This window comes from Pseudoalteromonas sp. SR45-6 (assembly GCF_014163545.1).
Taxonomy (GTDB): domain Bacteria; phylum Pseudomonadota; class Gammaproteobacteria; order Enterobacterales; family Alteromonadaceae; genus Pseudoalteromonas; species Pseudoalteromonas rhizosphaerae.
Map to the genome: position 1 here is coordinate 22,490 of NZ_JACJDM010000049.1, position 13,926 is coordinate 36,415.

The 13,926-nt window shown below is 41.7% G+C and carries 10 protein-coding genes; 1 reads left to right on the top strand and 9 read right to left on the bottom strand.

Translation table 11 applies throughout. The features are described 5' to 3' along the window. Positions 1–248: 248 nt before the first annotated feature. The 3 genes from H5158_RS17705 to H5158_RS23425 form a co-directional block, all read right to left on the bottom strand. Entirely contained in the window at positions 249–665 is a 417-nt protein-coding gene (locus H5158_RS17705) for a VOC family protein (RefSeq protein WP_149980586.1), read from the bottom strand. A gap of 228 nt (positions 666–893) precedes the next feature. After that, the gene (gene pmbA / locus H5158_RS17710; RefSeq protein ID WP_182719653.1) at positions 894–2,243 is read right to left on the bottom strand and encodes a metalloprotease PmbA; all 1,350 of its coding nucleotides are present in this window, start codon (positions 2,241–2,243) and stop codon (positions 894–896) included. 261 nt (positions 2,244–2,504) lie between these two features. Continuing rightward, positions 2,505–2,639 (bottom strand): hypothetical protein, encoded by a 135-nt coding sequence (locus tag H5158_RS23425; protein ID WP_259399459.1) that lies wholly within the window; start codon positions 2,637–2,639, stop codon positions 2,505–2,507. Between the two features lie 11 nt (positions 2,640–2,650). Here H5158_RS23425 and yjgA point away from each other — a divergent pair, with 11 nt between their 5' ends. Beyond that, complete coding sequence (yjgA, locus tag H5158_RS17715) at positions 2,651–3,178, top strand: ribosome biogenesis factor YjgA (protein WP_145236713.1); 528 nt, start codon at positions 2,651–2,653, stop codon at positions 3,176–3,178. Positions 3,179–4,092: 914 nt separating this feature from the next. Here the strand turns inward: yjgA and H5158_RS17720 are convergent. From H5158_RS17720 to mutT, 6 genes are all read right to left on the bottom strand, one after another. Beyond that, the gene (locus tag H5158_RS17720; RefSeq protein WP_182740537.1) at positions 4,093–5,463 is read right to left on the bottom strand and encodes a Gfo/Idh/MocA family protein; all 1,371 of its coding nucleotides are present in this window, start codon (positions 5,461–5,463) and stop codon (positions 4,093–4,095) included. A 417-nt stretch (positions 5,464–5,880) separates the two neighbouring features. Next, positions 5,881–6,954, bottom strand: coding sequence for a phosphotransferase enzyme family protein (locus tag H5158_RS17725; RefSeq protein WP_182719613.1), 1,074 nt, complete (start codon positions 6,952–6,954; stop codon positions 5,881–5,883). A 49-nt stretch (positions 6,955–7,003) separates the two neighbouring features. Next, entirely contained in the window at positions 7,004–7,879 is an 876-nt protein-coding gene (locus tag H5158_RS17730) for an NTP transferase domain-containing protein (RefSeq protein ID WP_182740538.1), read from the bottom strand. Positions 7,880–9,188: 1,309 nt separating this feature from the next. After that, on the bottom strand, positions 9,189–11,261 hold the full coding sequence (locus H5158_RS17735) for a M13 family metallopeptidase (protein WP_182740539.1): 2,073 nt from the start codon (positions 11,259–11,261) through the stop codon (positions 9,189–9,191). Between the two features lie 1,007 nt (positions 11,262–12,268). Beyond that, on the bottom strand, positions 12,269–12,724 hold the full coding sequence (locus H5158_RS17740) for an REP-associated tyrosine transposase (RefSeq protein WP_182740540.1): 456 nt from the start codon (positions 12,722–12,724) through the stop codon (positions 12,269–12,271). A gap of 449 nt (positions 12,725–13,173) precedes the next feature. Next, complete coding sequence (gene mutT / locus H5158_RS17745; protein WP_182740541.1) at positions 13,174–13,569, bottom strand: 8-oxo-dGTP diphosphatase MutT; 396 nt, start codon at positions 13,567–13,569, stop codon at positions 13,174–13,176. Positions 13,570–13,926: the final 357 nt, after the last annotated feature.

The window sequence follows — 13,926 nt, forward strand, 5'->3', positions numbered from 1 at the left end:
CGTTAAGCTTGCTGACGCAAAAACACCGAAACAATATTGAATATCGCGGTGGCAAGCCACTCGCCTACAAGTGAGTAATTAAACACTGAGATTACCGTTAACACCCGTAGGCGTTAAGCTTGCTGACGCAAAAACACCGAAACAATATTGAATATCGCGGTGGCAAGCCACTCGCCTACAGTGAGTAATTAAACACTGAGATTAACGTTAACACCGTAGGCGTTAAGCTTGCTGACGCGAAACTAATGTTATAAATCATTATTACGCTCACTAGGAATGTCACTTAAATATTCAACAAACTCTATTTCAAACCCTGCAGGGTCAATAAAATACACATTTTTACGAAATGGATTTACCGCACCTGGCTTATCAATACTGTAACCAGCGCTTTCTAAACGCGAAATTACTGCAGCAATATTATTCGTAACATAAGCAAAGTGCGCTAAGCCAACTTGATGTCCGGTTAAGTCACGGTTGTGTTGTTCACCATGATCACTCAATGCTAAATACTGAAAATCATCGCCAAAGTGCAACCATTTTCGTGGTTTACCGTGCCACTCCCCTTCGCCTTGGCTTCTGATGGACCAGTACGGAAAAGCCGCCTTATAAAAGTGCAGCATAGCTTCAACATCATCGACTACCAAATTTACGTGCTCTAAATACATAATTAAATTCCTTTATTTAAGTAATTAAAGCCACAATAAAACCTCAAGCAAAGTTAAGGTAAAGTGTTTTTTATAAAAGATTTAATAAGTGAAAGGTACTAGGTTAAAGGCTAAAGGCAGAGACTAGCTCCATCTAACGTCTAAATAAAACAGCGCGGCATAAAGCCGCGCCTGCGCAAATTAAAACTTATAGCTTAAGACTTATGACTTAAGACTTAAAGCTTAAACCTAGCTTCCCGCAATCTGCATTTGTTCAATCAATACCGAACCGGTTTGAATTCCACCACGGCGCTCTATGTCACCGCCTATGCCACTAATGCCTTTAAACATATCTTGCAGTTTACCAGCGATGGTAATTTCGCTTACAGGGTATTGTATTTCGCCATTCTCAACCCAAAAACCGGCAGCACCACGCGAGTAATCACCTGTTACGGTATTAACGCCTTGGCCCATTAACTCAGTGACCAATAAACCGGTGCCCATCGTTTTTAACAACGCAGCTAAGTCAGCATGAGTTTGTTCAACTAACCAGTTATGAATACCACCAGCATGACCGGTAGGTGTCATATTCATTTTTCGGGCTGCGTAGCTCGCTAATAAGTAAGTTTGCAGCTCACCGCCTTGAATGATTTCACGGTCGATGGTTTTTACCCCTTCACTATCGAATGGTGAAGACGCTAAACCTTTTAAAATATGCGGACGCTCTGAAATATTAACGCACTTATTAAATACTTGCGTGCCAAGGCTATCCAACAAAAAGCTCGATTTACGATACAGCGCACCACCACCTATTGCAGACACCAAGTGACCAAACAATGAATTAGCAATATCTGCACGAAAAACAACAGGGACTTTCATGGTACCTAGTTTTTTGCTATTGAGCTTAGCAAGAGTTTCACTCGCAGCCTCTAAACCTACTGCCGCAGCATCTTTCAAACCAGCTTGGTCTCGCGCTACGGTATAAGCTGAATCCCGCTGCATTTGCTCACCATCTTTACCAATCACCATAGTACTAATGCTGTGGCGAGTACGCGGGTAACCTGTGATAAGACCATGGCTATTACCATACACACGTAAACCTTGATGCGATGAAAAACTGGCGCCATCTGAATTAACAATACGTGCATCGGCATTTAGCGCCGCTTGCTCTGCAGCATGACACAATTCAATGCCCTGCTCAGGGCTGACATCCCACGGGTGGTATAAATCCAAATCAAGCGGAGCAAATTCAAGTAGGTCTTTATCGGCTACGCCATTATGTGGATCATCTGAAGTAAACTTGGCGATATCAATGGCTTTCTCTACCACTGTACGCAGTGTTTTGGGGTTTAAATCAGCTGTTGACGCAGAGCCTTTGTGATTACCAACGTACACACTGATCCCCAGCCCACCATCTTGGTTAAATTCAATGGTCTCGACTTCACCCATGCGGGTACTAACTGATAAACCTGAGGTGCTCGACATCGCCGCTTCAGCGCCAGTAGCACCGAGTTTTTTCGCGTGTTCTAAAACCTCTGCAACGGCATCTTTTATTTGAGAAATTTGAGTATAAATAGGATCTTGCTGTTGGCTTTTCATATTTTTAGTCCTGAGCTTGGAGCGTTTTGCATGCGCAATCATAATACTTAAATGCTAACACACTCACTGCATTGCATCAGCTAATATTAATCATTAAAAGAATCACGTATATACCCAAGCCACCTCAAGATACAGAATTCAGCGTTTCACAGGGGCTTAATATCAAGGCGTTACTTTGCAAGAATGGCAGTCCCTTTTAAGAAGTAACAACGATGAGAGTAAGTGCCTGTGAAACGCCCAACGGGTTGGTTTAAAAGCGATTTATACTGCGTTATTGATTTTAACAATAGAACCACAATTACTTGCAATCAATGCCTTGCCTAAATCGCTTTTAACTCCAACGACGCTCGCATCTTGAGGTGGTTTGGGTATAATGACTGCAGTTAACGTTATCATATGAGTACCCCATGGCGAAGAAAAAAGGCAAGCCTGCTGAAATTGAAGAAGAAATTATCTATATATCAAAAAGTGAGCTAAAGCGCGAAGCGCAAGAGTTTCATCAGTTAGGTGCTGAAATTGCCAAAATGGGGAAAAAACAGCGCGAGCGCTTACCCTTAAATGACGATTTAAAAGCGGCAATGGTTGTTGCAGACAAAATCAGTAACAAAAGTGATGCATATCGTCGTCACTTAAATTACATCGCAAAAACTTTGCGTACCGTTGAGAATATCGAAGAGATCAACGCTATTATCGACATTATGTTGAATAAAAATAATCAAGCCGAAGTGATGATTAAAAAGATTGAGCAATTACGCGATGATTTAATTGCCCAAGGTGATGATTTAGTTAATCAAACCATTGAGCAATACCCGACTATTGATCGTCAAAAGTTACGTCAATTGGTGCGTAATGCGGCAAAAGAAGTAAAAATTGAAAAGCCAGCTAAAGGCTATAAAGAGCTATTTCAATATCTTAAAGAAAGTATCATGCGATAAGCTACATGTAATGTAGTAATGAATTGCCTATATTCAGTCTGGGTAAAAACACCCGCTATTTATAGGCAGTTACCGTTTAGTAAGCAGTAACGCCTCCCTCGCAGCAAATTAAAACCCTGTAAGTATTAAGCTTGCTGACGCACCAACACCACGCCACATTTTGAAACGCGGTGGCAAGCCACTCGCCTACAAGTGATTAAACATCAAAGTAAAATTTAACACCGTAGGCGTTAAGCTTGCTGACGCACAAACACCGTTCCACATTTAAAATGCGGTGGCAAGCCACTCGCCTACAAGTAAGTAATAAACATCAAAGTAAATTTAACACCGAGATAAACTTTAACACCCGTAGCCGTTAAGCTTGCTGACGCACCAACACCGCACCACATTTAAAACGCGGTGGCAAGCCACTCGCCTACAAGTAATTAAACATCAAAGTAAATTTAACACCGAGATAAACTTTAACACCCGTAGGCGTTAAGCTTGCTGACGCACAAACACCAGAGCACATTTAAAACGCGGTGGCAAGCCACTCGCCTACAGATAATTAATTAAACATCAAAGTAAATTTAACACCGAGATAAACTTTAGCACCGTAGGCGTTAAGCTTGCTGACGCACCAACACCACTCCACATTTAAAACGCGGTGGCAAGCCACTCGCCTACAAATAATTAATTACACACCAGAGTAAAATTTAACACCGAGATAAACTTTAACACCGTAGGCGTTAAGCTTGCTGACGCACAAACACCACGCCACATTTAAAACGCGGTGGCAAGCCACTCGCCTACAAGTAATTAATTAGACACCAAAGTAAAATTTAACACCGAGATAAACTTTAACACCCGTAGGCGTTAAGCTTGCTGACGCAAAACACAATATGCGCGAGTTTGCCTCGCGCAGCTCTTAGCATTTAACCTACAATTGCTAGCGGTTTGGCACTTTGCCATGCCCCGCGGGTAAAATCTGGAATATCAATTGACGCACTACGATTACTAACTGACTGTGCTGACAGCGGTGATATAACAGACCAAGCCGCGCCGTCGTAAACATCTTGATCAAGCGCCTCGCCATTGCGTAAACAATAAATCATCCGCCAAAACATTAAGAAGTCCATGCCGCCATGGCCGCCGTTACGCTCTGCCTCTTCGCCCATTTTGGTCCACAGTGGGTGGTCGTATTTTTTATACCAATCAGCCATTTCATAATCCCACTCATGGAAGCTCTTCGAACCACCATCTTCCAGCGCAATACGATTTGGAAAACCAGCAAACACACCGTTAGTGCCTTGAATTAAATTATGGCGCGAGTATGGACGTGGCGTGGTGGTATCATGTTGAACCATAATACTGCGCCCTTTTACTGTTTTGATAAGCGTGGTATTCATATCGCCAGCAATATAATTAAGCTGATTACGTTGATGATCGGCTGGAAATTCTTTCTTTGCATAGGCGCTACGGCCCAGTGCCGGCGAACTCATCGAGGTTAAAAAATCAAACCGATCGCCGCGATTAATATTCATATATTGTGACACAGGGCCTAAACCGTGCGTTGGATACAAATTACCGTTTCGTTTTGCATGCCAAGCGGTACGCCAAGAACCAGTTTTATGCTCCACTTCTTTCATTTGCCAACGTAATTCATGAATATACGCCGCCTCACCATGTAGCAGCTCACCAAACACGCCTTGGCGAACCATATTCAATACCATTAACTCATCACGACCATAGTTGACATTTTCCATCATCATACAGTTCTTTTGCGTGCGCTCAGCGGTATCAACTAGTTGCCACATTTCTTCAACCGTCAATGCTAATGGCACTTCAACAAAAGCATGCTTGCCACTATTCATGGTATCGATTGCCATCGGTGCATGCCACGACCATGGCGTAGAAATAATCACAATATCAATATCATCGCGATTAAGCATTGCTTGATAGGCATTATCAGCACCAGTATAAAGTGCAGGCTTAGTCAACCCTTTGTCAGTGAGGTAGTTAGCTGAACGCTGTAATACTTCGTCATGGGTATCACATATTGCTTTAATTTCTGTACCAGCAATATGACTCATACGCTTTACGTGGCCAAAACCACGCTGCCCTAAGCCTATAAACCCAACCCGTACTACATCCATTTTTGGCGCGACAAGGCCAATTACAGAGCGCCCTTGCGCTGGGGGAGTAATAACGCCACTTTGAGTACCCGTGGCACATCCTGAAATCACACTAGCCGCTGCCGTAGCACTCGCGGCTTTTAAAAAATCTCGACGATTAAACTGCTTCATTATTATTATCCTAGAACTAATCTAGTTTTAACTTACCTAAAACAGCTTGGGAGGTAAAGCAGATGGGGATGGATAGCATAGGAAGGGGTTAGAATTAACCCTAACTCTTGGTATTTAACCAATCTCAATCGACGATGTAGGAAATGGCTTTAGCCATGAATTTTATAAACCGCGCGGCGTAAAGCCGCGCCTACGACAACCCAAGCACCAATGCCAACCCGTAGGCAGGAGTTTACCTCGCGCAATTTTAAACGCGCCTCTTAACCTATTTGTGAATGAATCTTTTAAATCTTTCGTTCGCGGCTAAAGCCGGCTCCTACGAAAACTATTTTTGTACAAAGAGAAGTGAATGAGTGTTAGTGAGAAGATATTTCACTTCCCCCTAAAACCTACAACCTAGCCCTTTAACTGAAAAAATCACACATCTCTTAAAATAGCTTTAAGCGTGGTTTTTTTTGCGAGAATATCACGATATAAAGCAAACTGATTTTGCGCACGTTCTAAGTTATGGTTAGCATGCTTGATTGAAAAATAATGATCACCGTCAATGTAATCAGTTAAAAAACGTAGGCCAATCATAAAGGTCATTACTTTAGTGCCTAACCAAAAGCTTTGTTTTTCTTGTTCGGTAATCAAGTCTTTCAAAGGCTCTACATAACCTTTGACTACCGCTGCAAAAATCTCTTCACGCACACATACATTAGCTAAATCCGTTGAATCTTCTTGTTCAGGAGAGCAAAAAGTACGCACCATATCACCAAAATCATATAACCAATAACCAGGCATACAGGTGTCTAAATCAATCACCGCTTTGGCATCATTTGATATATTACAAAACAGCATATTATTAATTTTAGTATCATTATGACATGGTCGAACCGGTACAATGCCCGTCAATGCTTTAAGCTCATCAATTAAGCCAAATTGCGCGAAACAAAAATCAACGTCAGCTTGGCAGCTGGCTAAGCGCTGCTGTGGATCTTTTGCAACCACAGCTTTGAGCTTTTCAGCGCGCATCGCTAAATTATGAAAATCAGGAATAACATGATGTAGTTGCTTGGCATCAAAATCTTCTAAAGCAACAGCAAATTGACCAAATGCATTGGCTGCAGTTTGCGCTTGTGAAGTATTTAAAACTACATCTTCACTATAACTGCCGCCAATAAATTCGAGTGCGCGCCAAACACCGTTATCACAATCAACTAAATAGTTATTTTCAACTGTAGGAACATGGCGGATGATTGCTAAATCATACTCGCCTAATTGACGTTTTTTAGTTAAATGACGTTCAATTAAACGAGCATTTTTAACTAACATATCTGGTTCAGGAAAAACCTCGGTATTTAGTTTTTGAACAACTAATGATTTTTTTGGTGCAGTTAATAGCATAGTGCTATTTATGTGACCACTACCAATTGGCTTCATGCTGATTTTTTCACTACCAAGACCAAAACTCTCAGACAAGTAAACCGCAATGGAATTTGACTTCATACTTACTTCGCTATTGTTGTGCCCTGGAAAAGGCAAGATCGGGGCTAGTTCATCCGTGACGTAATTCATATAATTTACCTGTAACATCCTGTAATTCTGATTTATAAGTCACTCCATACCACGACTCTTTTGCGCTATATATGGTAACTATTTGTTGATTAGATGTGATCGCTTGTTGAACTTGATCGGGTAAATAATACTCCATTCTGACACCGTTGTCATACTTTTGCAGAAACTCGTCAAAGCCTGCTTCTAAGCGGTCAAAAAATGTTGGCGTAATTGCCCAAAAACTCATTGATGCCAACGCATCCACGGCAATTTGCTCACGGATTCCCTGCGGGTTATCACCCATTATTTGACCGTTCTCGTGCTGAATATTTAAATACTCAACAACATCAATTAATTGGTTATTTTTAACTTGGCATACGCCTCTATTCACCCCACCTTGATCTGACAAAGTATCAATAATTGGGTAACCCACCATAGCCCAACTAGTCAGGTTTTTAAAATGTTCAGCGAGTAATAAAAATGACGACGCGCCATAATAATCATCGGCTGTGATGACGATCGCGGGGTTATGAACATGATCTTTAGCGCATAATAAAGCATGCCCGGTGCCCCAAGGCTTACTTCGCTGTTGTGCAAGTAATTGGAATTGTTCTGGCACTAAATCAATGCGTTGTTCAACCAACACAACATCAATCCCCGTTGGTAAGCGCGGTAAAATCACTTGCTCAATCTCGCTGCGCACAGCCTGATTGATCACTAATACAACCTGAGTTACTCCTGCGGCAACAGCATCAGCAATACTCAACTCCATAATGGTACAACCCAACCCAGCAATCTCAGCGATTTGCTTATTGCCACCAAAACGAGAGCCCAAGCCACCCGCGAGGACAACTAAACTTAGATGATGTTTTTTCATTTTTAATCAGCTTTAACGTTTAATAAAGCTGAGTTTACCAGTTTCAACCGCCAGATCTAGCTATAGGAGCTAGGTTTTAGGGGATAGGTTCTAGCCTAGCACCTAGTCACTTCCCTAGTAGGCGTTAAGCTTGCTGACGCACCAACACCACGCCACATTTTGAAACGCGGTGGCAAGCCACTCGCCTACAAGTGATTAATTAAACATCAAAGTACAACTTAACACCCGTAGGCGTTGAGCTTGCTGACGCACAAACACCGTTCCACATTTAAAATGCGGTGGCAAGCCACTCGCCTACAAGTGATTAAACATCAAAGTAAACTTTAACACCGTAGGCGTTAAGCTTGCTGACGCACAAACACCGTTCCACATTTAAAATGCGGTGGCAAGCCACTCGCCTACAAGTGATTAATTACACATCAAAGTAAACTTTAACACCCGTAGGCGTTGAGCTTGCTGACGCAAAAACACCGAAACAATATTGAATATCGCGGTGGCAAGCCACTCGCCTACAAGTAATAAACATCAAAGTAAAATTTAACACCCGTAGGCGTTGAGCTTGCTGACGCAAAAACTCCGTCCACATTTAAAATGCAGTGGCAAGCCACTCGCCTACAAGTAATAAACATCAAAGTAAAATTTAACACCGTAGGCGTTGAGCTTGCTGACGCAAAAACACCAGAGCACATTTCAAAACGCGGTGGCAAGCCACTCGCCTACAAGTAATTAATTAAACATCAAAGTAAACTTTAACACAGTAGGCGTTAAGCTTGCTGACGCACAAACACCGTTCCACATTTAAAATGCGGTGGCAAGCCACTCGCCTACAAGTAATTAATTAAACATCAAAGTAAAATTTAACACCCGTAGGCGTTAAGCTTGCTGACGCACAAATACCACGCCACATTTTAAAACGCGGTGGCAAACCGCTCGCCTACAGGTAATTAATTAGACACCAGAGTAAAATTTAACACCGAGATAAACTTTAACACCGTAGGCGTTAAGCTTGCTGACGCACCAACACCACGCCACATTTTAAAACGCGGTGGTAAGCCACTCGCCTACAAGTAAGTAATAAACATCAAAGTAAATTTAACACCGAGATAAAATTTAACACCCGTAGGCGTTAAGCTTGCTGACGCACAAAGAGAAGACAATGAGGGTAAATGCCATGGGCTTCGAGCAACGCGCTCCTAGTCACTTCCTTAGCACCTAGCCCCTTTATCCTTGATCTTTAACCTTTTACTCCCCCTCAAAAAAAAACGGCGGCCTCAGCCACCGTTTTATCAGCAAACCATTTAAAATTTGATTACCAAATTTTTACCCGGTCAGCAGGTTTAATATACATTTTATCGCCTTCTTTTACGTCAAACGCTTGATAAAACTCAGGCATATTCGACAAGATACCGATCACGCGGTAATGGCTTGGTGAATGCGGATCTGTCATTAGGCGGTTACGTAGCTCTTCGTCACGGTATTTACGACGCCAAATTTGCGACCAACCCATAAAGAAGCGCTGATCACCGGTATAACCATCAATGACTGGCGCTTTATCGCCACCTAGCGATAACTGATAAGCAGTGAAAGCAACCGTTAGGCCACCTAAATCGCCAATATTCTCACCTAAGGTCAATTGACCATTAACACTGGCATCTGCAAATGGTTGATACTCGTTATACTGTGCAACTAACTGACCAGTGCGCTCTTCAAACTGTTTAAGGTCTGACTCGCTCCACCAATCACGTAAATTACCATCACCATCATACTTAGCACCTTGGTCATCAAAACCATGCCCTAACTCGTGACCAATTACCGCACCAATTGCACCGTAGTTAACCGCATCATCAGCTTCTAAGTTAAAAAATGGTGGTTGTAAAATTGCCGCAGGGAATACAATTTCGTTATTCACCGGGTTATAGTAAGCATTTACTGTTTGTGGTGTCATGTGCCATTCAGAACGATCCACTGGCTTGCCTAGCTTGTCAATCATATCAGCATAAGCCCATTCACTATGGCGAATATAGTTACCAACTAAATCATCCGCATTAATGCTTAACTGTGAATAGTCTTTCCAGTTATCAGGGTAGCCAATTTTTGGGGTAAATTTGTCGAGCTTTTCTTTCGCAGCAAGCTTGGTTTCAGGGCTCATCCACTCAAGATTTTCAATCGCAACGCCATAGCCTTTGATCACGTTATCAACTAACTCTTCCATGCGCGCTTTTGCTTCTGGCGGGAAATTGTCTTTAACGTACACTTTTCCTAAAATTTCACCTAACACTTCATTTGATGCATCAACGGCTTGTTTCCAAAGCGGAGTTTGCTCTTTTACGCCGCGTAATGTGGTGCTGTAAAAGTTAAAGTTTAAATCAACCAGATCTTTATCTAATATACCTGCATAGTTACTTACTAAATGAAATTTAAGATATTGTTGCCACGTTTCAAGGTCTGTTGCTTTATAAATATCGGCAAATTTTTCAAAGTAGCTAGGCTGACTGACGATAATATCTTGTACATTTACACCAGACGCTTTGAAGTATTCAGCAAGGTCAAACTCACCTGTTAGCTTACTTGCATCACTTACGCTCATTTTGTTATAAGACTTTGTAGCATCACGACTTTCAACACGCGTCCACTGTGCATCAGCAATACTGGTTTCAAGTGCAATAATTGCTTTAGCAGCTTCATCGGCTTTTTCTACACCTGCGCGTTTTAGAACGTCAGCAATGTAAACTTGGTACGCGGCACGAATTTTAGTGAACTTTTCGTCATCTTTTAAATAATAATCACGATCCGGTAAGCCAAGGCCTGATTGATACGCATATAATGCATTTTCACTCGAGTTCTTAGCGTCATTATTTACATACCAACCAAATGGCACCGCGCCACCTTGAATACGTATTTGCGCCATAAGTGTAACTAAATCAGACTTATTTTTAACACCATCAATAGCAGTTAACGGAACATTTAGCGGTGTTATACCTAATTCATCACGCTTGGCTTCATTCATGTAACTCTTAAAGAACGCACCTAGCTTATATTCATCAGTTCCCTCTTTAACCGCCGTATTCGCAGCCGCTTTTTCTAGCACTATTTTCATCGCTTCTTGCGAATCATCATATAACTGTGAGAACGAGCCATAGTTTGATTTATCACCCGGGATTTCAGTCGTCGCCAACCATTGGCCATTTACGTGATAATAAAAATCATCTTGAGCACGGACAGACTTGTCCATATTAGCTAGTTCAATACCAGAATTGAGCTGTTCTACCGGTGCGCTTGCAGCTACCGTTTCTGGTGCTTTAGCTTGTTCTTGTTGTTCGCCGCAACCGACTAATCCCAAAGCAAGTGCAATACTTGCCGCAGTTAGAGTTACTTTTTTCATGACTATCTCATTTGTTAGTTATCGTTTAAATATTCACCACTCAAATAAAGTACTTCGATAGAATATTCGCTATTTCCATATTAAACTTGTTCAGTGCAACAATAAACCGATGAACCAAAACAAGCGCTTTTAATATGTAACAAAGTTTGTAAGCGAGGGTTTATCACTCGCAGTTTTAAGTTCACCACCGAGCAATGAAAGATATAGGTTAAAGGCAGAGACTAGCTCCATCTAACATCTAAATACAAAAGCGCGGCATAAAACCACACCTACAAGCAATTAATTAGACATCAAAGTAAATTTAACACCGAGACAAACTTTAACACCCATAGGCGTTAAGCTTGCTGACGCAAAAACACTACATTTCAAAACGCGGTGGCAAGCCACTCGCCTACAAGTAAGTAATAAACATCAAAGTAAATTTAACACCGAGACAAACTTTAACACCCGTAGGCGTTAAGCTTGCTGACGCAAAAACACTACATTTTGAAACGCGATGGCAAGCCACTCGCCTACAAGCAATTAATTAGACATCAAAGTAAATTTAACACCGAGACAAACTTTAACACCCGTAGGCGTTGAGCTTGCTGACGCAATAACACCACGCCACATTTTGAAACGCGGTGGCAAGCCACTCGCCTACAAGTAATTAATTAAACACCAGAGTAAAATTTAACACCGTAGGCGTTGAGCTTGCTGACGCACAAATACCACACCAAATTTTGAATATCGCGGTGGCAAGCCACTCGCCTACAAGTAATTAATTAGACATCAAAGTAAATTTAACACCGAGACAAACTTTAACACCCGTAGGCGTTGAGCTTGCTGACGCAAAAACACCACGCCACATTTTGAAACGCGGTGGCAAGCCACTCGCCTACAAGTAATTAATTAAACACCAGAGTAAAATTTAACACCGTAGGCGTTAAGCTTGCTGACGCAAAATACCACGCCACATTTTGAAACGCGGTGGCATATTACGAAAGAGTAGATTAGATGTACTGGGATTAGTTTAAATATACACAATTCCAAAATGGATAATCACCCACACTTTTAACTAAGCCAGCCCTGAGCGGGTTTGCAACTATATATCTAGCTTGGTTAAGTAAATCTTCATCAGATCTAAGCTTGTGATCATAAAAGTTAGCTTGCCAAATTTTTCCGCTAGAAAGTAAATAACGGTTCAATTTAATCGTAGTAATACTTTTAAATTGACCAATAACTTTGGATAAATCATCAGTATCTCTAAACTGAAATAGCCAATGCAAGTGATCAGGCATTAATGAAAAACAAATTGTCTTAAGGTTTCCCGAATGCGAAAAAAAATGTAACTCCCTCATAATTAAACAGCTACTATCAAAATCACAAAAAAGCTGCATTCTATTTTCAGTACAAATTGTAACTGAGTAATAATGATTAATTATCGAGCATCGCCCTTTAGTCCGCTTACTTGTATCAACCATTACTTTCCCTCAATTAACTACAAGTAAATATAGCAATTAATCGAGATCCCTCCAGTAGAGATTGAGCTTTATTAATAAACAAACACGGAATTTTAAAACGCGGTGGCAAGCCACTCGCCTACAAGCAATTAATTAAACACCAGAATACAATTTAACACCGTAGGCGTTAAGCTTGCTGACGCACAAACACTACATTTAAAACGCGGTGGCAAGCCACTCGCCTACAAGTAATTAATTAGACACCAGAGTAAAATTTAACACCCGTAGGCGTTAAGCTTGCTGACGCAAAACACCACAACACATTTTAAAACGCGGTGGCAAGCCACTTGCCTACAAGTAATTAATTAAACATCAAAGTACAACTTAACTCCCGTAGGCGTTAAGCTTGCTGACGCAAAACACCACAACACATTTTAAAACGCGGTGGCAAGCCACTCGCCTACGTAAATTTAAACATCCACTTTTATTTTTTCGATAATTTCTACGTTGGCGGCAGGAAAATTGTAATCGTCTAACTTATCAATCGCGACCCATGCACTTTGCTGACCTTCTGCGCCATGGGCTTGGCCGCTAAAATCAGTGACTAAATGCACGTCGAGTTTTACACATTTATCGCCATAATCATGCTCAATAACCATCAGCTCGCTTGAACTATTAATTGTTAAACCCACTTCTTCTTGAAGCTCGCGCTTTAGTGCTTCGAATACGGTTTCGCCAGCTTCTACTTTGCCGCCCGGAAACTCCCACAAACCACCTTGGTGTTTATCGTCAGGGCGCTTACAGACAAATAGTGTGTTATCTGCTTTGATAACCCCAACCGCTACATGCACAATTTTTTTATTCATCGTAATACCTTTATTAAAACCGAGCGGCATAAAGCCGCGTACAAGCAATTAATTAAACACCAGAGTAAAATGCAACACCCGTAGGCGTTGAGCTTGCTGACGCACCAACACCGAGCCACATTTAATATCGCGGTGGCAAGCCACTCGCCTACAAGTGATTTAACACCGAGATAAACTTTAACACCGTAGGCGTTGAGCTTGCTGACGCACAAACACCGAGCCACATTTAAAACGCGGTGGCAAGCCACTCGCCTACAGTGAATAATTAAACACTGAGATTAACGTTAACACCCGTAGGCGTTAAGCTTGCTGACGCGAAAACACCGAAACAATATTGAATATCGCGGTGGCAAGCCA